Source organism: Curtobacterium sp. MMLR14_006, assembly GCF_001864985.1.
Lineage (GTDB): Bacteria > Actinomycetota > Actinomycetes > Actinomycetales > Microbacteriaceae > Curtobacterium.
Genome location: NZ_MJGU01000022.1, coordinates 73,915 through 98,686, shown reverse-complemented (window position 1 = coordinate 98,686; position 24,772 = coordinate 73,915). Strand labels below are relative to the sequence as shown.

Below are 24,772 nucleotides of genomic sequence, written 5' to 3'. Positions count from 1 at the left end.
TTCGTTCGTCCTGGGGGCGGTGTGCCCCGGGGGTCGGGGGCGGAAACGCGGCCGAAACACGGCGGCAACGGCGGAAACATCACGTCACAGCCGCTCTGCGCACCCGGGCAGGGGGACAGATCGGGGGGCACCCGTACCCCGTTCCGACCCGTTCCGGGGGCGAACCACGGAGAAGCCTGGGAATCGATCCAGCGGGTTTGTGGGGTACACCCCCCGACCGCTTTACTCATGACCACCCCCCGGTGAGCACCACCCCCCAGATGGCCACCACGTCGAACGCAGGGAGAAACACCATGACGATCGCAACGGCTGCACCCAGCACCACCCGCCGCTCCACCACCAAGAAGACAGCAGCGTCGAAGACCGCGACCGCCGAGTCCGCGACCACCTCCCTCGACACCGAGGTCGAGGCCGACGAGCAGCTCGCCGGCGTCCGTGGCGCCTCCGTCGACCAGGTCGGCGACTACCTCCGTCACATCGGCCGCCTCTCGCTCCTCACCGCCGAGGAAGAAGCACAGATCGCCCGCCGCATCGAGGTCGGCCTGTTCGCCGAGGAGAAGCTGACCACCGAGAAGGGGCTCGCCAAGTCCCTGCAGCGCGAACTGCGCTGGCTCGTCCGCGACGGTGAGCGCGCCAAGGAGCGCATGATCACCTCGAACCTCCGCCTCGTCGTGAGCATCGCGAAGCGCTACTCGCAGCGCGGCCTGCCGTTCATGGACGTCATCCAGGAGGGCAACCTCGGCCTGGTCCGTGCCGTCGAGAAGTTCGACTTCACGCAGGGCTACAAGTTCTCGACCTACGCCACCTGGTGGATCCGCCAGGCGATCTCGCGTGGTCTCGCCGACAAGGCCCGCACGATCCGCATCCCGGTGCACACCGTCGAGCTGATCAACAAGATCTCGCGCACCGAGCGCGACCTGACCGTCGACCTCGGCCGTGCGCCGATGCCGGAGGAAGTGGCCGCCGAGCTGAGCATGAGCGTCGAGGAACTCGTCGACCTCAAGGGCCGCTCGCACGAGCCGGTCTCGATCCACACCGTCGTCGGTGACTCCGACGACAGCGAGCTCGGTGACTTCATCGAGGACGAGGACGCCGCGAGCCCCAACGAGCTCACCGAGACGACGCTGCTGCACCGCGACATCCGCTCCATCGTCGCCGAGCTGCCGAGCGACGAGGCCAACGTCATCCGCATGCGCTACGGCCTGGACGACGACAAGCCGATGACCCTCGACGAGATCTCGAAGATCGTGCACACCACGCGTCAGGCCGTCAGCCGTGTCGAGTCGCGCGCCAAGCTGCGCCTCTTCGCGAAGGCCGTGTCGCAGGACATGCAGCTGTACCTGACCGACTAGGTCAGCAGGCTTCGGCCGGCACCGATCGTGTCGGCGCGGGGAACCCGGAGCGTCCTGTGGGAAGGCGATCCGGTGGGGTGATGGAACGGCCCGCTCGAGCACTGCTCGGGCGGGCCACTCTCGTTCCCGGGCCGGAACGGACCGTCACTCGTCGATCTCGCGGTCGAGCTTCTGCCGCAGGTCGTTCGGGATGAGCTCGATGAGCTGGTCCGGCCGGAGCGGCAGGTCGAGCAGGCTCAGCTTCACGCGGCCGGTGCGCCCGTGGCGCTCGGCGTCGAGCCGGACCACGCTGCCGGCGTCCTTCCGCAGGCGGATGTCGATCTGCGCCCCGGTCGCGACCTCGCCGACGACGAGGCCGTCGACCTCGAGCGCAGCGCTCCTCGTGCCCTCGGCGATGTCGAGGCGGTAGCGCTCCCGGGCGGCGAGCACCACGGACCGGTCGATGCCGGCCATCGGCGCGACCGGGGTCACGACGGAGCCGGACAGGGCGGGGGAGAGCACCGGGCCGCCGGCGGCGTAGTTGTAGGCGGTCGACCCGGCGGGCGTCGACGCGACGACGGCGTCCGCGCGGTAGTAGCCGTAGCCGAGCCCGCCGACGCTCAGGTCGGCGGAGACCTGACCCGCTCCCGGTCGTCGCACGACCGTCAGGTCGTTGAACGCCAGGTAGTCGGTGCGGGCGCCGCCCCAGGACAGCCGGGCCTCGAGCGCGTGGTGCGGCTCGAGCTGGTACTCGCCGGCGGACAGCCGTTCGAGCGCGGCCTCGAGCTCCGGCGGCTCGATCTCGACCAGGAACCCGACGTTGCCGTAGTTGACGCCGAGCACCGGCACCGGGCGCTTCGCGACGAGGCGCATCGCCCCGAGCATCGTGCCGTCCCCGCCGAGCGCGACGACGAGGTCGACCCGGTCGGTGAAGTCGTCGTCGTCGACGACGGCGACCCCGCGGCCGACGCGCTGGGCGTCCGCCCGACGGGCCACGAGTTCCCCGAGACCGGACGCGTTCCAGCGCTGCAGGGTCGCGACGGACTCCTGGACGTTCTTGGTCGGGTGGACGACGAGGCCGACGACGGGCTGATCCATGCTGCGGATGCTACCGACCGGACCTCGAACGGGGGCTGGTCGCTTGCAAGTGCATGCGATATTCTGCATACATGCAGATCGCTCACCTGTCCGTCGCCCTCCCCGCTGCACGGCACGGCCGCGAGATCGTCCTGCTCGCCGACCTCGAGGCCCACGAGACCGGCTTCGGCTTCGTCGACGCCGAACACCTCCTGCTCGCCGCCGTGGCCCTGTGCAGCGGCATGCCCCGGTTCCGTCCCGTCCTGGCGGCACACGGTGTCACGCCGGAGACCGTCCGCCGTGGCATCACGGCCTTCGTCGGTGCCAGGACGCCGTGCCCCGGCGAGCACGACCGGGTCGCCTGCACGCCCGCCGCCGCCCGGGTGCTCGCCCGCGCGGCCGTCCTCGCCGGCCCGTTCGACCGGGTCCGGCCCGCGCACGTCGTGCTCGCAGTGCTCGACGGTGTCGACGACCCGTTCATGGGCTCGGCCCACGACGTCCTCGAGACGCTCGGCGTCGACCCGCGGCGCTTCCGACGGGCCCTGCGGCGAGCGGTCCGGCGCGGCTGAACCGGCTCCCGGACGCCGAGGAGCCGGCCGGCGTTCGCTCATCGCGCACATCGCGCACATCGCGCACTCCAGGTCACGCCCACGGCGAACAGGGGGAGCCCGTCGGGGGAGCGCTGGTTAGTCTCGATGTACGTCACCGGACTCCCACGATTCCGGCAAGGGAGAGCACATGTTCGAGAGATTCACCGACCGAGCCCGTCGGGTTGTCGTCCTCGCTCAAGAAGAAGCGAAGATGCTCAACCACAACTACATCGGCACCGAGCACATCCTCCTCGGCCTCATCCACGAGGGCGAGGGCGTCGCCGCCAAGGCGCTGGAGTCGCTCGGCATCTCGCTCGATGCCGTCCGCGAGCAGGTCCAGGACATCATCGGGCAGGGCCAGCAGCAGCCGACCGGGCACATCCCGTTCACGCCGCGCGCCAAGAAGGTGCTCGAGCTGTCCCTGCGCGAGGCGCTGCAGCTCGGCCACAACTACATCGGCACCGAGCACATCCTGCTCGGCCTGATCCGCGAGGGCGAGGGCGTCGCAGCCCAGGTCCTCGTGAAGCTCGGCGCCGACCTCAACCGGGTCCGCCAGCAGGTCATCCAGCTCCTGTCCGGCTACCAGGGCAAGGAAGCCGTCGCCGTCGGTGGCGAGCAGCAGCAGAACGCGCAGCAGGGTTCGCAGGTCCTCGACCAGTTCGGTCGAAACCTCACCCAGGCCGCGCGCGACGGCAAGCTCGACCCCGTCATCGGGCGCGAGAAGGAAATGGAGCGGGTCATGCAGATCCTCTCCCGCCGCTCCAAGAACAACCCCGTCCTGATCGGTGAGCCCGGCGTCGGCAAGACCGCCGTCGTCGAGGGCCTCGCCCAGGCGATCGTCAAGGGCGACGTGCCCGAGACGCTGAAGGACAAGCAGCTCTACTCGCTCGACCTCGGGTCGCTCATCGCCGGGTCCCGCTACCGCGGTGACTTCGAGGAGCGCCTGAAGAAGGTCACGAAGGAGATCCGCACCCGCGGCGACATCATCGTCTTCATCGACGAGATCCACACGCTCGTCGGTGCCGGTGCTGCCGAGGGCGCGATCGACGCTGCCTCGATCCTCAAGCCGCTCCTGGCCCGCGGTGAGCTCCAGACCATCGGTGCCACCACGCTCGACGAGTACCGCAAGCACTTCGAGAAGGACGCCGCACTCGAGCGTCGCTTCCAGCCGGTGCAGGTCAACGAGCCGTCGCTGCCCCACGCGATCAACATCCTCAAGGGGCTGCGCGACAAGTACGAGGCGTTCCACAAGGTGTCCATCACCGACGGCGCGATCGTCGCCGCGGCGAACCTGGCGGACCGCTACGTGCAGGACCGCTTCCTGCCGGACAAGGCCATCGACCTGATCGACGAGGCCGGCGCCCGCCTGCGTCTGTCGATCCTGTCGGCGCCGCCGGAGCTCCGCGAGTTCGACGAGAAGATCTCGACGGTCCGCGGGTCGAAGGAAGCCGCCATCGAGGAGCAGGACTTCGAGAAGGCCGCGAGCCTGCGCGACGAGGAGAAGAAGCTCCTCGGCGAGCGTCTCCGCCTCGAGAAGCAGTGGCGTGCGGGTGACGTCGCCGCGTCCGGCACCGTCGACGAGGGCATCATCGCCGAGGTCCTGGCCCAGGCCACGGGCATCCCGGTGTTCAAGCTCACCGAAGAGGAGACCTCGCGTCTCGTCTTCATGGAGAAGGCACTGCACGAGCGCGTCATCGGTCAGGAAGAGGCCATCTCGGCCCTGTCCAAGACCATCCGCCGCACCCGTGCCGGCCTGAAGGACCCGAACCGTCCCTCCGGCTCGTTCATCTTCGCCGGCCCCACGGGCGTCGGGAAGACCGAGCTCGCCAAGGCACTCGCCGAGTTCCTGTTCGACGACGAGGGTGCGCTGATCTCCCTCGACATGTCGGAGTTCGGTGAGAAGCACACCGTGTCCCGCCTGTTCGGTGCCCCTCCCGGGTTCGTCGGGTTCGAGGAGGGCGGCCAGCTCACCGAGAAGGTGCGCCGCAAGCCGTTCTCCGTGGTCCTGTTCGACGAGATCGAGAAGGCCCACCCGGACATCTTCAACTCGCTGCTGCAGGTGCTCGAGGAAGGCCGTCTGACCGACGGTCAGGGCCGCGTGGTCGACTTCAAGAACACCGTCATCATCATGACCACGAACCTCGGTTCGCAGGGCATCGCCGGTGGCCCGGTGGGCTTCCAGGTCGAGGGTGACTCGGCCGTCGGCTACGACCGCATGCGCGGCAAGGTGAACGAGGAGCTGAAGAAGCACTTCAAGCCCGAGTTCCTGAACCGTGTCGACGACACGATCGTGTTCCCGCAGCTGTCGGAGCCCGAGCTGCTGCAGATCGTGGACCTGTTCGTGAAGCGTCTGGCCGACCGCCTGCTCGACCGCGACATGACGGTGGAGCTCACGCTCGCCGCCAAGGAGCAGCTCATCAAGGTCGGGTTCGACCCGTCCCTCGGTGCTCGCCCCCTGCGCCGCGCGATGCAGCACGAGGTCGAGGACCAGCTGTCCGAGCACATCCTGCAGGGTGAGCTCAATGCGGGCGACCACGTGAAGGTCGACTTCGCCGAGGGCAAGTTCCAGTTCGAGACCGGGCGTCAGCCGGGCCGCGAAGAGGTCCTCGCCGGTGCGCCGTCGCTCGACAAGGCGCCCGAGGCGCCGCAGGGCGAGATCGAGTCCTGACGCACGGATAACCGACACGTGTCGGGACGGGAGGCCCGTTGCCATCTGGCAACGGGCCTCCCGTCCGTTCTGCGCGCGTCGCGGCCACCGGCCCTCGTCCGGGGGTAGTGTTGCCAGTACGCGCGAGACGTTCCCCCCAACTCCTCGCGCGGAGCACTCGATCGGTTCCCCCCAACGGATCGAGGCGCTGCCGGCCCCGGTCTGTTCGCAGACCGGGGCCGTTGCACGTCAGGGGGTCGGCGCGACCTCGGCGGCGAACCGGCGGACGGCGTCGTCCCAGCGGACCGGGTCCTCGTTCCACTCGAGCGTGTGCGGTGCGGTGTGGAACGCGACCGCGGTTACACCCGCCCGGGCAGCCTGCGCGGCGACGTCGTCGGCGCTGACGAGGGCGTCGGCCGTCGAGTGCAGGAGCAGGGTCGGGGTGGTCCGGTCCGGCCAGGTGGTCACGGCCACGGGGTCGTTCGTGCCGGCGAGCCGGCAGACGAGCGGCGTCGACGCGGTGCGGGCGGCCAGTGAGCCGACGACCGACGGCAGGTGTGCCGCCCGGACGGCCCCGCGCAGCGCGGAGGCCATGGAGAGCAGCGGTGCGACGCCGACGATGCCGTCGACGTGCTCGCGGTCGGCCGCCACCGCGCACGCGAGGGCCCCGGCCGACCAGCCCTGCAGGACGACGCGCTCGGCCCCGTCCGCGCGGGCGGCCCGGACGGCGGCGACGATGCGGTCCGCGGCTGCGGGGTCGAGCGAGCGCAGCGGCAGGTCGGTGGTGTCGACGATCGTGTTCGACGCCCCGAGCGACCGCCAGACGGCGAGCCCGCGGAGCACCTGGCGCGGCCCGAGCGCCTGCCCGTGGACGTGCACGACGTGGGTGCGGGCGGTCGTGGCCGGCTCCTCGCCCGGTACGTCGTCCGGGGAGTCGGCCATCAGCGCGTCCCACTCCCAGACGCCGGGGTCGACGGGTTCGGAGACCGCGCGGCGGACGGCGTCGCCGTCGACCCCGAGCACGGTGCCGATCCGCTCGCGTCGGCCCGAGCGCTGCAGGCCGTACGTGCCCGGCAGCCGGGTGTCACGGGTGGCGTCGAGGAGCGCCTCGGTCCGCGTGGAGCTCCGGACGGTGGCCGTCGCCCGGTACGGGGCGGGGGCGAGCAACCGGCGGGCGACGAGCGCGGCGAGGGCGATGCTGCCGGCCGTCCCCACCGCGGTGCCGATCGTCGTGCCGAGGACGGTGGTGCGTGTGCCGGTCATGTGGTCTCCCCTCGCGGAGCCTCCCGGCGTGCGTCGGCGCGGGTGCGGGGGTGGACCCGACCCCCGGACGGACGGGAGGCGCGGTGCCGTCCGGCACCGCGCCTCCAGTCTGGCCGTCCGTCACCACGGACGACCGCAGCCGGTCTCAGGCCTGGACGTCCCCGCGCCAGCCGGAGTCGGTCGGAGCGGACTCGACGCGCTCCTTGAAGTTCTGCAGGTCCTTCTTGATGGCGTGGCCACCGATGCCGACGGCCGAGCCGAGCTTCTCGAGGAAGCCGGAGGGCTGCCAGTCGATCTGGGCGGTCACACGCGTCTCGTTGTCGGAGAGCTTGTGGAAGGTGACGACACCGGCGTGGTCGGTCTCGCCGTCCTTGACGGTCCAGGCGACGCGCTCGTCGGGGTGCTGCTCGGTGATGATCGCCCGGAACTCGCGCTCCTGGCCGGCGACCTTCACGGTCCAGTCGGTGGTCTTGTCGTCCACCTGGACGATCTTCTCGACCTCGTCGAGGAAGGTGGGGAACTCCTCGAAGCGGGTCCACTGGTTGTAGGCAGCGGAGACGGGCACGTTCACGTCGACGGTTTCGATGATCTGGGGCATGGGTTGCACGGTAGGCCGGTCGTCCTGAGCGGGACCCAGACGGGTGTCCCCCTCGGCGTGGTGCACGTCGACGGTCGGCTCGCACTAGTGTGGGCCGGATGACAGAGCACGGCAGGCACGCGTTCGACGAGCGCGACGAGCACGGGATCCTCGTGCGTCCGGCGCTGGCGTCGGACGTCCCGCACATCCAGCGGCTCATCGCCCCGTACGTCGACCGCCGCATCCTGCTCGGCAAGGAGAACGTCCAGCTCTACGGCTCGATCCAGCAGTTCCGGATCGCCGAGGGCCCCGACGGCGTGCCGATCGGCTGCGGTGCCCTCGCCGTGTTCTGGGACGACATCGCCGAGGTCCGCACGCTCGCTCTCGACGCCGACTGGATCCACAAGCGCGTCGGCCACCGCATGCTCGAGGCGCTCGAGCACGACGCCCGCGAGCTCGCCGTCGCGCGCATCTTCTGCCTGACGTTCGAGGTCGACTTCTTCGCGAAGCACGGCTACCTGGAGATCGGCGAGAGCGTCGTCTCGCCGGACGTCTACGCCGAACTCGTCCGTTCGTCGGACGAGGGGGTCGCGGAGTTCCTCGACCTCGCCCGGGTCAAACCGAACACCCTCGGCAACACCCGCATGCTGAAGATCCTCTGACGCGTCGCGCGGCATCCGCGCTCGTCCGACCTGCCGCCCTACCCTGTGCGCATGTCGTCGTTCCGCCACCCCGTCGGCCCCGAGCGCCCCAGCGTCTACTGGCGCCGGCGCGCCATCGCGCTCGGCGCGGTCCTCGTCGTCGTGATCGTGGTCGTGCTCATCGTGGTGGGCCGCGGCGGGGCAGCCGAGTCGGCTGCTCCCGGGGCCTCCGGTTCCGCAGAACCGGGATCGGGATCGGGATCGGGTGCGAGCTCCGGCTCGTCGTCGACGGCGACGTCGCGCACGCCCGCGCCCTCCCGCTCCGCAGCGCCGACCGCCGCCGACGGCGCCGAGTGCACGGCCGACCAGATCGAGCTCAAGCCCGTCCTCGACAAGGAGGCCTACGGCCCCACCGAGGACCCAAAGATCGCCATGTCGATCACCAACTCCGGCTCGAACAGCTGCCACTGGGACCTCGGCTCGGCGCAGCAGGTCCTGACGATCAGCTCCGGCGAGGAGCAGTACTGGTCATCGAAGGACTGCCAGACCGGCGGCACCCACCAGGACGTCACCATCAAGGTCGGTCAGACCCTCACCACGCCGGCGATCGAGTGGGACCGCACCCGGTCCTCGACGACGACCTGCGACTCGTCGCGGCCGGCCGTCACCGGCGGGGGAGCGAGCTACCACCTGCAGGTCGCGGTGGGGAAGGTCGAGTCGGAGCGGTCGGCGCAGTTCGTGCTGAACTGAGGCTGGTGCGGGGCCGGGCGGGGCGCCGGGCGGTGCTTGGCGTTTCGGGCGGGGCTTGGCGCTCGGGCTGGGCGTCGGCGCTCGGGGCTGTGGGTGTGTCGCGACAGCGACTGATCTCCGCGGATGGTTCGCGGCACACTGTCGCTTTCGCGGGTCCGTCGCTGCGGTGATGCGGCGCTCGACGTGCGCACGGACGAACGGGAGGCACGGTGCCAGCTGGTACCGCGCCTCCCGTCCGTCGGTGGTCGCCACCAGGGCAGGGTGGCGACGGGCGGGGTCCCGGTGCTCGGCCGGGCGGTCCGGGAGCGCTTTGTGCGACCGAACTGCGTCCGCGCCGGGTCGTGTGCCGGTTCCGACGCACTGTGGTTGTGCGGTGTTCCCTGCCCGGTGACAGCAAACGGCCCCGACGTCCGAAGACGACGGGGCCGTTCGAAGCTGATGTGATCAGCCGAGGACGGTGATGTTCTCCGCCTGCGGGCCCTTGCGGCCCTCGGTGATGTCGAACTCCACCTTCTGGTTCTCCTCCAGCGACTTGTAGCCGTTGCCGGCGATCGCGGAGAAGTGCGCGAAGACGTCAGCGCTGCCGTCGTCCGGGGCGATGAAGCCGAAGCCCTTTTCGTTGTTGAACCACTTGACGGTACCGGTAGATGCCATGATGGCGTTTCCTTAGCTTTCTTGCGTTCCGCCATGGTGCGATCGCACCTGCGGAGCCCCGACGTACGTCGACGGGGGTGATGCGCCACGCGGGCAGGTGCCGGCGGGACGGGTTCGGGATCAGGTCTGACGACCGGTGATCCTGGTAGTCCGAGTCAGGGGCAAACCACCTGACCAAGACGTTGAGCGCCGCCGAAGCGGTTTCACCAGGCTAGCGTGCTCAGGCTCCGCTGGCTACCCGTTCTCGCGACGCGTTCTCCACGGCACAGCGAAATCTGGTGGAATCGTTCCGATGGCAGACAAGGAACAGCGCTTCCGGAGTGAACAACTCGAGGAAGCCCTCGCGAAGCAGGACGTCGCTGCGGTGGCGTTTGCGCTGCGCAACGACATCGTGATCGTCCCCCGACTCGTCACCGGCAAGAAGGACATGCAGGTGCGGGTGTTCGGCCGTGAGGGCTCGGACAAGCGCATCCTGCTGCTGTTCTCGTCGGCCGACGCCTACACGGCGATGGTGCCCGACGAGAAGATCCGGCAGGTCATGGTCTACGACGGACCGCGGCTCGAGGAGTTCCTCGCGGCGCACCTCGACCTGCTCGAGGGCGTGTTCTTCGACATCGCCGGACCGCACACCATGCAGGCGACGCCCGAGGACTTGCTGGCCGCATTGCGCGCCTGAGGGGCGTCTGGCGACTCGTGCAGGTGCCTGCGTCGGTGTGCCCGGCCGTGCCGGTGCTCGTGCGTGCCGGTGCTCGTACGTGCCGGTCAGAACGCGCGGTCGAGTTCGCGCTCGCGGGCCGACTGGGTCATCGAGAACGCGACCCGGAGTGCCTCGCGCAGGTGCCCGGAGTCCGCGCCGAGCACCGTCGTGAAGCCGAGCCGCTTCGCCTCGGCCACTCGCTGCTTCGTCCCCGTGGCCGGACGGATCTCGCCGGCGAGGCTGATCTCGCCCACCGCCGCCAACGTGTGCGGGTACGGACGGTCACGGGCGGCGCTCGCGAGCGCCAGTGCGATGGCGAGGTCGGCGCCCGGTTCGGTGAGCTTCATGCCGCCGACCGTCGAGACGTAGACGTCGGCATCGGAGAGCTTCAGCCCCGCGCGCCGTTCGAGGACGGCGAGCAGCATCGCCACACGCGACGAGTCGACACCGTTCACCACGCGGCGCGGCTGCGGGGCCGAACTCGGCACGATGAGTGCCTGGACCTCGACCGGGAGTGCCCGACGCCCCTCGAGCGCGACGGTCACGCACGTGCCCGACACCGGGGTGGCGTTCTTCGACATGAACAGGCCGCTCGGGTCGGGGACCTCGTGGATGCCGTCGCCGGCCATGTCGAAGCAGCCGACCTCATCGGTGGGGCCGAAGCGGTTCTTCAGCGCCCGGACGAACCGGAGCGCGGTCTGCCGATCACCCTCGAAGTGGCAGACGACGTCGACCAGGTGCTCGAGCAGCCGGGGGCCGGCGATCGTGCCGTCCTTCGTCACGTGCCCGACGATGAGGACCGGCAGTGCACGGTCCTTCGCGATGCGGATCAGGGTCGAGGCGACCTCGCGCACCTGTGACGTCCCACCGGCGATGCCGTCGATCGCGCCCGACGAGATCGTCTGCACCGAGTCGGCGATGAGCAGGTCGGGCTGCACCTGGTCGATCTGGCCGATGATGACGCCGAGGTCGACCTCGCTCGCCAGGAAGAGTTGATCGTGCATGGCGCCGGTGCGCTCGGCGCGCAGGCGGACCTGGTCGACGGACTCCTCGGCGCTGACGTAGAGGACGCGCTTGCCGGCGGCCGCCGCGCGTGAAGCGACCTCGAGCAGGAGCGTCGACTTGCCGACACCGGGCTCACCGGACAGCAGCACCGCCGCCCCGGGAACGACGCCGCCGCCGAGCACCCGGTCGAACTCGCCGATGCCGGTCTGCCACCGCTGCACCGACGTGCCACGGGCCTCGGTGATCGGTCGGGCGACGCGCGTGCCCGTGACGGCGACAGCGACGGTGCCGCGAGAGCTCGCCGAGGCGGCGGAAGAGTCCTCGACGGTTCCCCAGGTCTGGCACTCGCCGCAGCGGCCGACCCACTTCACGCTGGTCCAGCCGCACTCGGTGCATCGGTAGAGGGACTGCGGGCGCGCCATGACGTCGAGGTTAGGCGGTGCCGCCGACATCACCCGACGGGCGGGACGGCTGCTGACGGGAGGGCTGCGCTCGGTCGTCGTGCTGGTCGGGCTCGGCTTGGCCGTCGTGGTGGGCGGGGGCGTCTTGCTCGTCTGAGTGTCGGTCCGGGTGTTGGTCAGGGTTCGCGTCGGTGGCGTGCTCGCGCTCGTCCTGCGTCGCGGATGCCGTCATCCGCTGGCGGAGGCGCTCGACCGGGCCGGGGCTCTGCCGCCCTGCGTGATCGAGGGCCTCGGCGCCCTCCGTGTCCTGCTCGGCGCGGGCGTTGGCGACGGCGCCTGCCTCACGCCCGAGGTTCTCGGCCTCGCGAGCAGAGAGGTAGTGCCGGATCGCGGCGACGGTGTCCACCCGGGCATCCACCGCTGGCTCGAACGCACTCGCCCAGATCTCGTACCCGCGGTCGTTGGGGTGGAACAGGTCGCCGTAGCTGTTGAAGAACGTCCGGCGCAGACCGACCCGCTTCGTGATGGTGTGCAGCGGCGCCACCGTCAACCCGAACTCGGCGGCCACCCGGTGCACGATCTCGTTCGCCACCGCCACCTTGCGCTCCCGGTCCGGCACGAACATGCACGGTAGCTCGGCGACCACCGTGTGCGACGGCACGGCCCCGTAGATCGCCCGGATGTTCCGCTCGAACTTGCCCGGGTCGAAGTCGGCGATGTCGTTCGCACCGATCGACACCGTGCAGACGTCGGGCGAGTAGTGCTGCAGCTTCGGGAGCTGGTCCCGCTTCGCGCCCCAGGTCGTCGAGCCCGAGACGCTGAGGTTCACCACCCGCACCGACATGCGGGAGCGGTGTCGGATGCGTCGGGCGAGCAGGCCCACGTACCCGCGCGACGGGGCGGTCGCGCCCACGCCCTGCGCGGCGGAGTCGCCGATGGCCACGTAGAGGAGCTGCCCCTCGTGCTGCTGGCGTTCGCGCCACCAGTCGGCGTGCACGGGGAGCATGTCGACCACCCGCTGGGCGGCGGCGCGCTGGCCCTTCACGCCGGCGCGGGTACCGAGGGCGGCACTGCCGGCGACGAGCAGACCCCCGCCGATCGAGGACACCAGGGCGATGAGCGTGCGGGACTTCATGCCGAGGACGGTACGCCGCAACGCTTCGTCCTCGACGAAGGTGCCGTGCGGATGTGGAGAGGGCCCTGGTGGCGACCGCCTGTGGAGGGAGAGCCGACCCTGGGTGGCGGGAGGGGCCTCCTGATCGTGTATGATCTTTCCCGGTACCGTGTCCGAGCGGCCGAAGGATCATGTCTCGAAAACATGTGTGGGGGCAACTCCACCGTGGGTTCAAATCCCACCGGTACCGCCACAGGGTCGTTTGCAAGTCTGGAGTTCCAGCGTTTGCAAGTCTGACCGCCAACGTGAGCCCCCCGGTCTCGGCCGGGGGGCTTTGTTGCTCTCTGTCGCTGGCATCGCAGTGGCGCGGCCGTGGTGTTGTCGAGGTCGTGACGCGACTCCCGAGAAGCTGACGTCCAGGTTGGCGCCGATCAGGTGGCGATCCTGCGGGCCGTGTTGCCGCATCCTGTAACGAGTTGCTGCGCCGGAGGGCCGATCTCTCGGCTCCTTCCGTGCATCTTGTAATCTGGATCGGCTCAGGCATGCCGATCGCAACTTGTTTTGTTACTCAGCCCGACCCGTGACAAGATGAACATCGTTCTGTTTCCTTACCTAGGGCGACCCGTGACAACTTCTGATTCTGTACAGCCTTCGGCGCCGGGACGAGGGCGACCCGCTCGCGCAGCGGTGTACAAGCGCTTCGAGGCAGCGATTGACGAGCTAGCTAACTTCGGAGGTCTTCCCAAGCCTCACGAGGCGAAGGGGCTCTGGGACCAGCTCTGGCACCTGGAGGCCCATCACTCGACGGCCATCGAAGGCAACACACTCGTGCTTCGCGAGGTGGCGCAGCTGCTGGAGCAAGGCCGGGCGGTTGGAGCGAAGGAGCTCAAGGACTACCTTGAAGTGCTTGGGTACGGGGCTGCTGCTCAATGGGTCTATGAGCAGGCGCTGCAGCCGGCGGGCGGGGATCAACTGATCACTCTCCAGGAGATCCGCAACATCCACCAGGTGATGATGGAGCAGGTCTGGGCGGTCGCGCCACATCCCGAGGCCACCGGAAACGAACAGCCCGGAAGCTTCCGCGAGCATGAAATTGCTTCCTTCTCTGGCGGAATGACTCCGCCCAGCTTCCCCCTGATTCACTCTGAACTCACATCGTGGGTGGACAAGGTCAATGACTTTGGGGTGGGGGTTGACGACAAGTCGATCCTGCTTGCAGAGGTGCCCGAGTGGCTCGCCCTGATGCATCGGGACTTTGAACACATCCACCCGTTCATCGATGGCAATGGCCGAACCGGACGACTGTGCCTCAACCTGATCCTTGTTCGACTGGGATGGCCGCCTGCGATCGTCTTCAAGGAACAACGCAAGAAGTACCTTCGAGCCCTGGACCGGGCGGATAACGGGGACTACGGGCCGCTCGCGGAGCTCTTGAGTAGATCGGTCGTTGACAACCTTCACACTCTCATCCCGAACATCGCCGGACCGGCCAAGTACGTACCGCTTCAGAGTCTCGTCGATGCTGACTTCAGTCTCGTTGCTTTGAAGGCTGCTGCAACCCGCGGGCGGCTCGAAGCTATCCGCGGTGCTGATGGTCAGTGGCGCTCGAGCCGGATGGCGCTTGCCGCGTACAAGGGCTCCCGATTCAAGCGCAGCTCCTCATAGGGTCGCCCGTACTCGTGACGGGAGACGAGCGACATAGGGCGGCGGTTGCAGCGTCGAGCTGTACGTGTTGAAGGACCAGGGTGCCCGGGAGCGCGAGCATCATCTCGCACTCCCGGGCATTGAGGGCCTTCGTCACACTGGTGGGTCCGGCAAGGCTGGCTCCTCGTAGGGGACGAGTTCCCGGGGCGGCGGGTTCCGCAGGTAGCGGGTTTCCCCGCGCCGGTCGCGGGAGCGCTGCAGGTATTCGCCGTCCTGCTTCCGTCGTTTCGGTGCTCGACCGGCTGCCGCGCGGAGCTGTTCTTCTCGGAGAGCGTTCTCAAAGTTGATGATGCGGGTCATGTTCGACTTGACGGCGAGGAGCGCGAGTGCGAGCTTCTGTGCGGCGAGGCCGCGCAGGGGACGGTTCGTTGTGACGTGGAGCTTGTGGTCGCGCTGCAGAAGGTCGTTGGTGGATTCGCTGCTGCTGCGGTCCGAGCGGTAGGTCTTGAACCATTGACGGCTGTTGTGGCGGAGCAGCTGCCGCTGTTGCACGTGTTGGTCGGGTTTCACGGTGACGCTTGTCTGGCAGCACACCTTGTAATCTTTCTGCCGGTCGGTGATGTTCGCCCGTTGGATGCGCACGCGGTCCGCTTCCTCGTCCGGGACGGCTCTCGGGTGGAGTTTCCGCAGCGGGCAGGATGCCGTGGGTGAGATGCCGGACGCGGGGCGGCTGAGTCGGAGGGTACCGTCGCCTTTCTTCTCATGGACACTGAGTTCGTAGTCCTCCATCTGGTCGAGTTCCTTCCCGTACTCGACGTCAGTGAGCTCGCCTCGCTCCCACCGTCCCGTCGCTTCCAGGAGGTCGGCTGGTGTGGAGGGGCAGACGTAGCGTCCTTCGACCATGATGGCGCCGCCGAGTGCGCCGTTGGTGATGCCCTTCTGTCGCTCGACGTAGTCCTTGACGACGGGGATGCGCCGTCGGACGAACTCTTCGTGGAACGCGTCGGTGAGTTGTGAGTACCCGCGGTCGAACGAGAGTCGGGATAGCTCGTACCCGCGTGCTTCGAGGGAGTCGAGCAGTGCGATGGCGTGGTCGCCGATGCGCTTGTTCGGGGTGCCGAGGCTGATGGCGCGGATGAGCTGCGGTGCCTGCAGCTTCTTGTCGAGGTCGGGGTCCTCGATGACGTCGATGATGATGTTCGCCATGTACGACAGTTCCCACTTGATGCGGGAGACCCGTCTCTCCTCGTCGGCGTTGCGCTTCTTGGCCCCCTTCTTCTTCGGCGCCCAGTCCGCTTCGAGCGCTAGGACCCGCCGGGGTTCCGCCTGGTTGGTGGTGGTGTCGAGCTTGTTCCGCATCGGGACCTCATTGCCGTGCTTGTCGCGCTTCCACCGTGCTTGATGCACGCCTGCAGTGACGGCACTCTGGTCGATGGTGAAGGCGGTCTTGACGCGACGGAACTGCGGCGCCTGCTGACGGATGGACATCTCGAGGAGCGCGTTCATGAACCACTCTCCCCGGAGGCGCATCCGGTCGAGGAACGCCTCGTCGAGATTCGCTTCCCAGAGGTTCCGCTGTTCGAGGGTCATCGCCTTCCAGTTGTTGCGCTGGAAGCCGGCGTTGGCGACGTACGGGTCGAACGTGGCGATGATGCGGTGGATGGCGCGGTGCGCGAGGAAGTACCAGTCCTTGAACGGGTTGTCGTAGAGGTGGGCGATTCCAAGCACCTCCCGCGCCTCTGGCGTCAGCCGATGAGCGAGGGCTCGTTCCATGTCTCGGACGCGGACGGTCGATTCCTCCATCACGAGGACGAGTGCGATGGTGAGGATGACGGCGTCGGAGATGTCCGGAAGGGGTCCGCCTGCGCGTCGTCCCGCTGCGGCCCTGTCGAATCGTCGCCACCCGACGAGGGCGGGCAGGACCCTCGACTGGATGACGCGGTTCAGCCACGTCTCCACGAGGTGCGCGTCGGTGGGGGTCATCGACCCGGCACCCGCGGCGACCTCCCTGTCGCTCAGGCCACCGTCGGTTGCGGAGCCGAGCACCTCGAGGGTGAGGGCGACCGTGTCGTCCCAGGAAAGGGCTTCGACGCTCATCGGAGGTCACCGCCGTTCCGCTCGTCGCGGCGCTTCTGTAGCTGCTCTTTGAGCTCCGTGAATGTCGCGGAACCTGAGGTCGAGGCTCCCCGCGTCCACACGGGGAGCGAGGTCGCAGTCGACTCGGCTCTCACTCCGGCGCGAGTGAGCCCCGACATCGAAACGGCCTCCGGCTCCAAGGAGCTGTTCCCTGAGCCGGCGTGCGGCACCGACCTAGGCACAGACGACTGCGGTGTTCCGGCTGGCACGGCGGTCTGGTCCAAGCGGAGCGTGGTCTCTCCGCGGCGTAGGGCTTCGGCGCCGCGGTCGTCCGGGGCGCGCAAGCGGTCCGCTTCTCCGACGTCCTGACGCGCTGTCCGGGGGCGGGCGACCCGCTCGCGGTCGGCAGCCGGAGGGCGGATGTGTTCGGATGGCCGTCGGAGGACGTCGTCCCAGTCCGTCAGGTCCGTGTCGGCGATGCGCTCCAGGTAGCGTCGAAGCGTCTGGATGTCGGGCATCCCGGCGGCGTGGAGGAGGACGCCGAGGGGAAGGACCGGAAGCTGGCTGAGCACCCACGTGTCCCGGAGCCGCTGCGCGAACGGTGCGGGGTGGCCGCCGACGCAGAACCACTTCAGAGTCCGAGGTCGGACCTCGTCGGTGTCGCTGGGAAAGAGGACGTGCTCGTCGTCCGTGAGAGACCCGATGGCCTCGTCGATGTAGCTCGTCCACTCGGACTGGATGGGCACTGTTCGCGGGTGTCGTCCGGTCACCCGGACGGCATAACCCGCGTCGGTGCGGATGATGTCGCGGCCTCGGACGTGCGTGCATTCGACGGACTGCAGGCCGGCGCCTCCCGCGAGGGCGAGGAACGTCTTCGCGTAGCGGCGGTGCGTCGCGTTCTTCCGCGCGATAGCCCAGCTCTCGAGTTCAGCCAGTTCCGCTGCGGTGTAGGGGATGACACCGTGGCTGATGCGGCCACGGTGTTTGCGGTTGTGGTCGACGTCGGCGACGGCGCTGGCGACTCGGAAGAGCAGCGAGTGCAGGGTCTTGTTGAGGCTCGACTGCTTCTTCGGCGCTCGCATCCGGATGTAGCGGCCGAGGAGGGTGGGGTGGAAGAGCTCCGTCCGGGCCCCCGCCGCCCGCGTGCACGATGACGTGCGGACCGGTGACGGCGATGTGCTCCAGTCGTTGGCGGATGATCTCCCCTCCGGTGAGTCCGGCGCCGAACCCGAGGGAGAGCAGCGCGGCGGCCGACGTGCGCCGTTCCGCTGATGTCTGCGCCCGGGACCATGCTTCGAGCGCAGCTTGCTCGCCGACTGTGTAGGGCTGGACCGCGTCGGCCTTCCCGAGCGCCTTGAACTTCCCGACCGCGTCATCGCCAAGGAGCGCCTCGGAGACGCGTCTGAGCCGGGCACGGATCGTGTTCCTGCTGGCCCGGTTGTAGCCGGCGAGGTGGTGTACGACGAACCGGTTCACCATGTACGGCTCGAACACGCTTTCGTCTGTCAGCGGCGCGTATTCCCCTCGGGCGAAGTGGACGAGTCGAGTGACCGCGGGGTAAAGCTCCTTCGCGTCGTACGTGACGAGCGGCACTGCTCGTGTGACGACGTCATGCACGTAAGGGGCGATGGCGTCCCAGTCGGCCGATGGGAGGCGTGGACGATAGCTCGACATCTGCTTATAGTAATAAACAGGCGAGGTGGGGGCTCGGCGGATCGACAGGCTGTCGTTGAAAAAGGTCACGTGACAGGGCCGCCGGTGTGGTGGCTGGTGCAGAGGACGGGCCGTGATGCGCGAGGACTTTCGACCTGACCTGGCCCGGGCCGAAGTCATCAGACGGAGCAGAGGATGCATCGATCCGCTTTCTCTGACCGGTCTGCTGCTGCTCTGCGTCGGTCCTGTGATCGGTTGCCTGATGCTCGTTGCGGTGGTGATTCTCGGCTGGCCGGTCGAGCTTATGCCGTTCATGATCCGAACGGCATCGGTCCTCGCCGTTGCGATCGCTGCCGCCATGTCAGCGCAGCGGCAGTTCCTTGGCCTCCACGGGGGGGGGGGGGGGGGGGGCTCCCTGCCGTGGCGCTCAACGCTGCGGGGGTCGTCCTGCTCGGAGTCGGGTTCGATCCGCGCCGGCTCACGTCGGCGCCGGTGAGAAGGAGCTGGTCACACGGGAGCCCAGTGCTGCCCGCACATGTCGAGCGTGCATTGGCGCGTTCGAGCGACCGAACGCCTATACGTTCACCCAGGAGGCCCGCCGCAGATCGCGGAACCGAGCCAGTCGGAACGCCGGCACGGCCACGGTAAAGCCGCAGGTGCTGTCGCTTCGGAGAGCGGCGCACCTCTCATCGTTCGCCGCTGGCTGGAGCTGTGGGACGACCATCGCGAAGGTAGTCGGCGACCCAAAATGCCAGGTCGTCGTACGGTTTCAGTGTGTCAGACACTTTCCACGCCGACGCGTACTGCGAGTTCACAGCCGCTCCAATCGCACCCACATGCATGCAGAGCCGGACAGCCAGTCGTTCTGCGGCTGTGACGACTCGGCCGGCGGCGATGTCAGCGTGAAGATGACGCAGACCATCCGGCACTTCGTTGACGTACGGCCCTTTCGCGCCCGCGCCGAGGCCCGGATGCGCCAAGAACGGTGCGGCTGCCGACACGGTGCCGGTGAGGGCCGTTGCGTGCATGCGTTCCAACGCCAAACCGTGACCGTGCCAGCCGCGCCGGACCCGTTCCTCGTACTCCGTCCGTCCGCCGCGCCCGCTCTGGTCGACGCCCACGTAGAGGACGCCGCGGTGCAGGGAGGAGACTGCGCTCTGCTCGCCCGCATCGCCGCACACCCAGACGTACATGTCGCCCGGGCGTGAGTGTTCACCGACTCGGGGCTCCCACTCAATGCCGACGAGGCGGAGTCCGGCTTGCAGGTCTGCGGCAGTTGCTAAGGCAATCTGTTCGATGGCTGTCACATCGGGTTCTGTCGGCGGGCGCCGTCGGACGGGTAGAAGAACCAAGCGGTAGGCGGTGATAGGCGAGACAGTTCGAGTGCGCCCCCGATGGCCGTCACCGCCACCAAGCGACAATCGGGGGGCCGGGCCCTCTACGCTGGACGCATGGGTCGTCCGATGCGTGCGTTGCCGGTGGAACTCGCCGACGCGCCGTGGCCAGAGGTTCCCTCTTCGGATCGATTCGGCGAGATCGCTCGCCAGTTCGTGTTGAACGTCCGCGACGCGATGGCGGGACGGAGTCTGCGCGCGGTTGCCGCGGACGCCGGTATCGGTCATGTCACTCTTCAGCGGGTGCTGGCTGGCCAGGCGTGGCCGGACCTGCAGACCATCGCTCGCCTCGAAGTGGGTCTGAATGCTGCGTTGTGGCCACGGCATCCGAGTTCGGGAGCCGGTCGTTGAAGCGGTGCGCCGTCGCGTAGAACGATGCCCAGCCGGAGGGCTCCCGGTCCCGCGGCTCCGGCGGGTACCAGTCGTCGTCGACGACGTCCGCGAGTTCTTGCATCGACGTCCACGTACCCGGGTCGTGCTCGTCGAAGTCCGGGGGAGCGGGACGCGTCATCAGACCGCGGCGATGATCGAAGTCGTTGCGGTCCGCGACGAATTCGAGGGTATGGCAGCGCAGACGTCGACGGAGCTGCGCGTCGCCGCCGGAGGATGAGATGACGACCTCCCGACTTTCGAGGTCGAGACGTGCCGAGGCTTCGGCGCTGCCGTCGGTGACGACGACGGTGACAGCGGAGTCGTGCGCGATGGCCTCGATGCGGACACCTCGAAGCGGGACCACCGACGTCGGCCAGCCAAGGCGCGGCACTTCCCGGTCCGTGAGCGCAGCGACCACTCGACCGAGCACTTCGGCAGCCTCATTGGTCATAAGTATGAACGTAGTCCGGGTGAAGTGAGCTGTCCAGCCCATCCCGGCGCCCACTCGGGCCGGCTGCAATCTCGCCGCATGACTGAAGGAAGGGGCGCCCTGGAGGACGGTTGCTGCTGATGCCCTCGCAGCAGGGGAGTGCTTGATTCTGAGACAGCAGGCCTCGTGTGCGTCGCGGACCTGCTGGCTGATACGACCATGAGCGGCGACCTCATGGCCATTCGCGGCCGCCCACTCTCGAATCCTTCCCAGCACCGTTGGGGTGCTGCCGCCCTTCAACGCGGTGGAAGAGGAAGACGAACGGGCGCTGCGTCCGGTGACTTCCAAAGCAGCGGAGATCTAAGTCGAGAACGCCTCGCGGAGGCTGTCAGCGTTGTCGTCGACGAAGTCGATCTCGTAGTTGATGCCCTTGAGCGCGAACTGAACGGTACGTCCAGTACCTCCCTCCTCGATGACGACGACGACGACGGTCAGGTCGTCGACGAGGTGGGTGGTGACCTTCTGTGCCATGCGCTGCCCCGAACTGCGAGCATTGCCTTCAGCGTGGCAGACCGGCGCTGGACGGGATACTGGTCGTCGTCCGTGAGGTGCCCGAGGTGCAAGGTTTGTGGCCTGCCGGGGCACCGCTCGACCTTCTGCTCCAACGCCGCGCACCGGCTTACGCCGAGCGTCGCGGAAGGGGGATCGTCCCTCCAAGGGGGAGTGCCCCGGCGCTTACGGGAAGAGCGCGATGATGGCAGCGGCGACGACGCCGACACCTGCGATACCTCCACATGTCCATGCAGCCGCCATCGCCGAAGCGGCCCCGCGGTGCTGGAACGCACGTGCGTCTCGTGCAGCACGTAATCCGACGAGGATCCCGAACGGGAACACCGGAGCGGTCAACCACGCCCATACGACGAGTCGGCCGAGCGGGCGCCGGGCCTGGTGGTTCACCGTCGCACGCTCCAGGGCACGGATGCGACGCTGCAGCAGCGCCCGAGTGTCGCCGAGGATGAACCCCCGCGAGCTGGTGGCAGCACACATGACGGCAAGCGGCACAACGACGACGAATACCCACATCCCGAGCACACCGCGAGCCACGTCACCCCGGGTAGTCAGCTCTCCATGCATCTGAAGCATCGTCTGCAGGACCGTGAGCAGGAGGACGAAGCCCACGAGAGCGGAGAACCCGATGAAGGAGACGAGGGTGCCCGGCTGACGGTCGACCAGCGCCTGCGTTACAGCGAGAACGATTGCGTACGCAGTGACGGTCGCCAACGCGATGATGCCGAGGCGACCGGCGAGCACGAACTGGTCACGGGCGGGCAACACGGAGTGACTGGCTGCGGTGCACAGAAGCGGAACGCCGATGAAGGCCGCCACGCGAAGAATCCAGTCCCGCCGCCGGCTGAGCGGCGCCGGCAGATGAGTGGCGACAATGTGCTTGAGTTGCCGGCGGCGCCGCAGCTGCACGATCTCGCGAATCGTCTTATCCAGCGGGCTCTCGAGCAGTACATGCGTCTCCGCTGCGACGTAGGCGAGGAACGCGCTCGTCAGCAATGGGCCAGCGGTGCGAGCAGCGTCGATGTGCGGGAACCCGGAGTACCAGAACACGGAGAGGATGCCTAGGAGAACCGAGGAGAGCAACGCCGTCCAAGCCAATGTGCTGAGGAACGCGCGCTGCGCGAGAGCTCGCGCTGTACCACGAGCGTCGCCAGTGGATGCGTCTACAACCGACCTGGCACCGAACTGCAGCGCGATACTCACCCCGCCCAGACCGGCGTACACCGCGACCAGCGTCGCGCCACTCAACGGATGGACTTCGAACTTGGGTGCAGAGTCTGCGTCTGCACTCTGCGTCCCTGCGAGCGTGACAGCGAGCCACAAGTAACCCAGGACCGCGAGAACGACGACGGTGGCGACGATGACCCGGACGTGCACCGCACGCCCGTAGATACGGGACTCTCGGATCGCCATTGATGCCATGGTCGAAGGCGGGACCTCCCTGACAGCGACAGCGGCAGTGGGCGCGCGGCGGAACAAGGGGAAGAGGGGCATGTGTTTCCTCAGCGATGAAGCAAGAGCCGTTCGAGGTGGTCGCAACCTGGACTTTGGGCGTCGTCGACGACGCAAGAGGCGGCCGCAGTGTCACGGCAACGTGCCGAGCCTCGACGGCGAGCGGCTCGTTGTACTTACAGTGCGCTTGCGACCGTGAACAGGTGGTGGCTTATCTGCTGCTGCTTCGACTTTTCGAGGCTCGTTTCCTTCTTGTCCACGCGGTACTTGTGCAGCGTCTGGAAGCCGGGGGACTGCAGGAACCGACCTGGAGTGGCCGTCTGCTGCGCGTCCATGTGCCCGATCGCCTGCAGGAGCTTGATGGCAACGGGCGGGGCACCCTGCACACGGTCGTCGGACAAGAAGTGCTGCACATGCAGTTCGTTCGTCGTGGCGTCCTGGTAAGTCAGATGCAACGCGACTGCGCCGGCGCCACCGCCACCGCCGGCGCCGACCCGCGGGAGCTTCGGATCCAGCAGAGCGAAGTCGCCGAAGCCTGTTGTGCCGTAGCTCGTCGGGTTGAGCGAGAACGGCGACGTACCGGGGTAGTCCGCGTTCGTCATGACCGGGAACCGAGGAGTGAGTGCCACAACGGGTAGCGGCGACAACGCCGTCTGGTAGTCCGTCACCGCGACTCGTGGCCCGGTGAACACACGCACGGGCTTGCCGACGACGTGCTTCGCGACGATCGCAGGTGCCAAGCCCGGGTCGAGGACGATCAAAGCCACATCACGCTTCGGGAATGCAGCGAGGAACGCTATGAGGTCGGCTTCCGTAGATCCAGCGAGTACGTGCAGCGTTGGCGTGATCAGTGCCGGTTGCGCAATGGGACTGGCCATCGCCGCCGACCATGCTGCCCGGCTCGGGGCTGTCTGGAGGAGACCACGACTCGGATTGACGACCAGGTGCAGCCGCTGCTTCGCCGCACTGAACGCGTTGAGGAGTTTGGCGAGGTCCTCGGCCGGAGAGTACGGCTCGAGGATCGGATGCACCTTCTGCGGTGAGCCCAAGTGCGTCACTACGTCGATGAGCGCATTTCGTTCGGCACGCTTTGCGTAGAAGTATGGAAAGTACAACAGTCCCCCTGGCTATCCGGGAACAGTGTTGCGCATTCTGTGAGATGAACTCAACAGCCCCAAACTGGGGGTATCGGTTGTCGTAGTCGGTCGAGGAGCCGTCGACCGCTCGCGTTGGAGAGTGGAGCGGAGTATGCGAGCGCTCGTGCGGAGAGTGGTAGCGACGGGTCCGCTGCGACGGAGGCGGCTTTCATCCCGCGTTCGCGGAGGGCGACGACAGCTCGGCTGTGCACGAAGTGTGGATCGAGTGCAGCGAACGCCTCGCGCAATTCGTTCCACCGTTCTAGCGGATCCGCTGCGACGATTGTGTGTCCGCTGGCGCGAAGGATAGCTTCCGCTTCAGCTCGTCTTAGGCTGTCGAAGAGATGGTCCGAGCGCAGCTGGCCGAGGTTGGACTCCGCTGCGCGCACGGTCTGAATGGCGCCGTTGCGGCGCAACGCCATGATGCCGATGGACTCCGGTAGATGCCGTTGCACGGTGGCGGCCCGCCGATCGGATACGACGACGTTCACGAACTCTGCCCGAGAGCAGTAGTCGCGCAGCTGGCTCTCCAGCCGGCTGAACGAGTCCAGGTCCGTCTTGATCTCATACACGGTGGACGTTCCGTTGAAGATCGCGACGTCCGCAAAGGACGTGCCGAGTGGCAGTTCCAGGATGGCTGAAGCGGTTGTCGGTTTGTGCTTACCGAACACGATTCTCGATACCACCGTATTCTTGAAGACATACTCGTTGCGGTAGTCGCTGACGAGGGCCGCGTATGCGATGTCGAGAACGTCGCCGATTGTTTGTGCGCCCTGAGACGCCGCGAGCGGCGCGACTCTCGCGATACGGGACAGCGCGTCGAGCGGATGCGTCGTCGAGAGGTTGCGGTACGTGGCTGAGGAGAGCAGCGCCGCCGCGTCGGCGACCGACGGCTCGGGAATCAGCTCAGTGCGCACCGCAGCAGCATACGCAGCGAGCGTCGAGTCCGGATGCTGCGGGTTGGAGTCGGCAGAAGGTCGTGGGGGTGCGTCGGCTTCCGGCGAGAGTGCACGCTGGTCCTGGCCCAGGGATGTCATGTGCTGCCTATGCCGGGGGTTCAGCGGCTGGCGAGTATCTCGGCGGACCCCCTGTCCAGCTTGACCTCCCTGTGCGAGGGCCAGGGAGGGTCGGGTGAGTCGGCGGCGCCTCTCGGGTACGCCGACCCGCTTCTGCCCTGCCTGCTCCGGCCGCGGCGGCCGGGCGAGGCTCCGCGCATAGGGGCTGCATGAAGAGCCGCACCAGAGCGACACGGAGAGACGTTACGTCGCGCGACGACAGGTCTCACTCCGGTTATCGCCGCA

At 68.0% G+C, this 24,772-nt stretch carries 20 protein-coding genes, 1 tRNA gene and 1 pseudogene; 8 read left to right on the top strand and 14 right to left on the bottom strand.

Annotated features, from left to right (window positions below; all coding sequences use genetic code 11):
- Window positions 1–293: 293 nt before the first annotated feature.
- Complete coding sequence (locus BIU94_RS09460; RefSeq protein ID WP_071258146.1) at window positions 294–1,352, top strand: sigma-70 family RNA polymerase sigma factor; 1,059 nt, start codon at window positions 294–296, stop codon at window positions 1,350–1,352.
- A gap of 144 nt (window positions 1,353–1,496) precedes the next feature.
- On the opposite strand, the gene BIU94_RS09455 is transcribed toward BIU94_RS09460, so the two are convergent.
- Window positions 1,497–2,429: an NAD(+)/NADH kinase gene (locus tag BIU94_RS09455; protein ID WP_071258144.1), complete on the bottom strand. Its 933-nt coding sequence runs from the start codon at window positions 2,427–2,429 to the stop codon at window positions 1,497–1,499.
- Between the two features lie 71 nt (window positions 2,430–2,500).
- On the opposite strand from BIU94_RS09455, the gene BIU94_RS09450 reads away from it, so the two are divergent.
- Both BIU94_RS09450 and BIU94_RS09445 read left to right on the top strand, forming a co-directional pair.
- Window positions 2,501–2,977 carry a Clp protease N-terminal domain-containing protein gene (locus BIU94_RS09450; protein ID WP_071258142.1) on the top strand — a complete coding sequence of 159 codons (477 nt, stop codon included), beginning with the start codon at window positions 2,501–2,503 and terminating at the stop codon, window positions 2,975–2,977.
- A gap of 169 nt (window positions 2,978–3,146) precedes the next feature.
- Entirely contained in the window at window positions 3,147–5,666 is a 2,520-nt protein-coding gene (locus tag BIU94_RS09445) for an ATP-dependent Clp protease ATP-binding subunit (RefSeq protein ID WP_071258133.1), read from the top strand.
- Window positions 5,667–5,894: 228 nt separating this feature from the next.
- On the opposite strand, the gene BIU94_RS09440 is transcribed toward BIU94_RS09445, so the two are convergent.
- Complete coding sequence (locus tag BIU94_RS09440; RefSeq protein WP_071258131.1) at window positions 5,895–6,908, bottom strand: hypothetical protein; 1,014 nt, start codon at window positions 6,906–6,908, stop codon at window positions 5,895–5,897.
- A gap of 145 nt (window positions 6,909–7,053) precedes the next feature.
- Window positions 7,054–7,506, bottom strand: coding sequence for an SRPBCC family protein (locus tag BIU94_RS09435; protein ID WP_071258129.1), 453 nt, complete (start codon window positions 7,504–7,506; stop codon window positions 7,054–7,056).
- Window positions 7,507–7,604: 98 nt separating this feature from the next.
- On the opposite strand from BIU94_RS09435, the gene BIU94_RS09430 reads away from it, so the two are divergent.
- Both BIU94_RS09430 and BIU94_RS09425 read left to right on the top strand, forming a co-directional pair.
- Complete coding sequence (locus BIU94_RS09430) at window positions 7,605–8,147, top strand: amino-acid N-acetyltransferase (protein ID WP_071258115.1); 543 nt, start codon at window positions 7,605–7,607, stop codon at window positions 8,145–8,147.
- 51 nt (window positions 8,148–8,198) lie between these two features.
- Window positions 8,199–8,876, top strand: coding sequence for a hypothetical protein (locus BIU94_RS09425; protein ID WP_071258113.1), 678 nt, complete (start codon window positions 8,199–8,201; stop codon window positions 8,874–8,876).
- Between the two features lie 444 nt (window positions 8,877–9,320).
- Here the strand turns inward: BIU94_RS09425 and BIU94_RS09420 are convergent, their stop codons facing one another.
- Window positions 9,321–9,530 (bottom strand): cold-shock protein, encoded by a 210-nt coding sequence (locus tag BIU94_RS09420; protein ID WP_017887662.1) that lies wholly within the window; start codon window positions 9,528–9,530, stop codon window positions 9,321–9,323.
- A gap of 292 nt (window positions 9,531–9,822) precedes the next feature.
- Between BIU94_RS09420 and BIU94_RS09415 the strand changes: the two genes are divergently transcribed.
- The gene (locus tag BIU94_RS09415) at window positions 9,823–10,206 is read left to right on the top strand and encodes an SseB family protein (RefSeq protein WP_071258111.1); all 384 of its coding nucleotides are present in this window, start codon (window positions 9,823–9,825) and stop codon (window positions 10,204–10,206) included.
- An 86-nt stretch (window positions 10,207–10,292) separates the two neighbouring features.
- Here BIU94_RS09415 and radA read toward each other — a convergent pair whose 3' ends face one another.
- Complete coding sequence (radA, locus tag BIU94_RS09410) at window positions 10,293–11,654, bottom strand: DNA repair protein RadA (RefSeq protein ID WP_071258108.1); 1,362 nt, start codon at window positions 11,652–11,654, stop codon at window positions 10,293–10,295.
- A gap of 10 nt (window positions 11,655–11,664) precedes the next feature.
- Entirely contained in the window at window positions 11,665–12,768 is a 1,104-nt protein-coding gene (locus tag BIU94_RS09405; RefSeq protein WP_071258106.1) for an SGNH/GDSL hydrolase family protein, read from the bottom strand.
- A gap of 142 nt (window positions 12,769–12,910) precedes the next feature.
- Between BIU94_RS09405 and BIU94_RS09400 the strand changes: the two genes are divergently transcribed.
- A tRNA-Ser gene (locus BIU94_RS09400) sits at window positions 12,911–13,000 on the top strand.
- A 434-nt stretch (window positions 13,001–13,434) separates the two neighbouring features.
- Window positions 13,435–14,412 (top strand): Fic family protein, encoded by a 978-nt coding sequence (locus BIU94_RS09395; RefSeq protein WP_071258104.1) that lies wholly within the window; start codon window positions 13,435–13,437, stop codon window positions 14,410–14,412.
- A gap of 132 nt (window positions 14,413–14,544) precedes the next feature.
- Here the strand turns inward: BIU94_RS09395 and BIU94_RS09390 are convergent, their stop codons facing one another.
- The 8 genes and pseudogenes from BIU94_RS09390 to BIU94_RS09360 form a co-directional block, all read right to left on the bottom strand.
- A complete protein-coding gene (locus BIU94_RS09390) occupies window positions 14,545–16,488 on the bottom strand; it encodes a hypothetical protein (RefSeq protein ID WP_071258103.1) in 1,944 nt (647 codons plus the stop codon).
- A complete protein-coding gene (locus BIU94_RS09385; protein WP_071258101.1) occupies window positions 16,485–17,549 on the bottom strand; it encodes a hypothetical protein in 1,065 nt (354 codons plus the stop codon). Before BIU94_RS09385 ends, BIU94_RS09390 begins: the two co-directional genes overlap by 4 nt.
- A gap of 1,257 nt (window positions 17,550–18,806) precedes the next feature.
- The gene (locus BIU94_RS17410; RefSeq protein ID WP_139196371.1) at window positions 18,807–19,427 is read right to left on the bottom strand and encodes a hypothetical protein; all 621 of its coding nucleotides are present in this window, start codon (window positions 19,425–19,427) and stop codon (window positions 18,807–18,809) included.
- A gap of 316 nt (window positions 19,428–19,743) precedes the next feature.
- Window positions 19,744–20,337, bottom strand: coding sequence for a hypothetical protein (locus BIU94_RS18110; protein WP_071258097.1), 594 nt, complete (start codon window positions 20,335–20,337; stop codon window positions 19,744–19,746).
- A gap of 171 nt (window positions 20,338–20,508) precedes the next feature.
- Window positions 20,509–20,847: pseudogene (locus BIU94_RS18105) on the bottom strand (histone-like nucleoid-structuring protein Lsr2); the annotation flags it as partial.
- Window positions 20,848–21,051: 204 nt separating this feature from the next.
- The gene (locus tag BIU94_RS09370; RefSeq protein ID WP_139196370.1) at window positions 21,052–22,296 is read right to left on the bottom strand and encodes a hypothetical protein; all 1,245 of its coding nucleotides are present in this window, start codon (window positions 22,294–22,296) and stop codon (window positions 21,052–21,054) included.
- Window positions 22,297–22,511: 215 nt separating this feature from the next.
- Complete coding sequence (locus BIU94_RS09365) at window positions 22,512–23,450, bottom strand: sce7725 family protein (protein ID WP_175472085.1); 939 nt, start codon at window positions 23,448–23,450, stop codon at window positions 22,512–22,514.
- Between the two features lie 50 nt (window positions 23,451–23,500).
- Window positions 23,501–24,388, bottom strand: a complete 888-nt coding sequence (locus BIU94_RS09360) for a sce7726 family protein (RefSeq protein ID WP_071258091.1) — start codon at window positions 24,386–24,388, stop codon at window positions 23,501–23,503.
- Window positions 24,389–24,772: the final 384 nt, after the last annotated feature.

Coding starts and splice junctions, on each gene's coding strand:
- BIU94_RS09440 (WP_071258131.1), bottom strand. CDS start 6,908: ATGACCGGCACACGCACCACCGTCCTCGGCACGACGATCGGCACCGCG.
- BIU94_RS09425 (WP_071258113.1), top strand. CDS start 8,199: ATGTCGTCGTTCCGCCACCCCGTCGGCCCCGAGCGCCCCAGCGTCTAC.
- BIU94_RS09445 (WP_071258133.1), top strand. CDS start 3,147: ATGTTCGAGAGATTCACCGACCGAGCCCGTCGGGTTGTCGTCCTCGCT.
- BIU94_RS09455 (WP_071258144.1), bottom strand. CDS start 2,429: ATGGATCAGCCCGTCGTCGGCCTCGTCGTCCACCCGACCAAGAACGTC.
- BIU94_RS09370 (WP_139196370.1), bottom strand. CDS start 22,296: ATGGCGATCCGAGAGTCCCGTATCTACGGGCGTGCGGTGCACGTCCGG.
- BIU94_RS09415 (WP_071258111.1), top strand. CDS start 9,823: ATGGCAGACAAGGAACAGCGCTTCCGGAGTGAACAACTCGAGGAAGCC.
- BIU94_RS09385 (WP_071258101.1), bottom strand. CDS start 17,549: ATGCGAGCGCCGAAGAAGCAGTCGAGCCTCAACAAGACCCTGCACTCG.
- BIU94_RS09435 (WP_071258129.1), bottom strand. CDS start 7,506: ATGCCCCAGATCATCGAAACCGTCGACGTGAACGTGCCCGTCTCCGCT.
- BIU94_RS09390 (WP_071258103.1), bottom strand. CDS start 16,488: ATGAGCGTCGAAGCCCTTTCCTGGGACGACACGGTCGCCCTCACCCTC.
- BIU94_RS09420 (WP_017887662.1), bottom strand. CDS start 9,530: ATGGCATCTACCGGTACCGTCAAGTGGTTCAACAACGAAAAGGGCTTC.
- BIU94_RS09450 (WP_071258142.1), top strand. CDS start 2,501: ATGCAGATCGCTCACCTGTCCGTCGCCCTCCCCGCTGCACGGCACGGC.
- radA (WP_071258108.1), bottom strand. CDS start 11,654: ATGGCGCGCCCGCAGTCCCTCTACCGATGCACCGAGTGCGGCTGGACC.
- BIU94_RS09405 (WP_071258106.1), bottom strand. CDS start 12,768: ATGAAGTCCCGCACGCTCATCGCCCTGGTGTCCTCGATCGGCGGGGGT.
- BIU94_RS09430 (WP_071258115.1), top strand. CDS start 7,605: ATGACAGAGCACGGCAGGCACGCGTTCGACGAGCGCGACGAGCACGGG.
- BIU94_RS09460 (WP_071258146.1), top strand. CDS start 294: ATGACGATCGCAACGGCTGCACCCAGCACCACCCGCCGCTCCACCACC.
- BIU94_RS18110 (WP_071258097.1), bottom strand. CDS start 20,337: ATGACCAATGAGGCTGCCGAAGTGCTCGGTCGAGTGGTCGCTGCGCTC.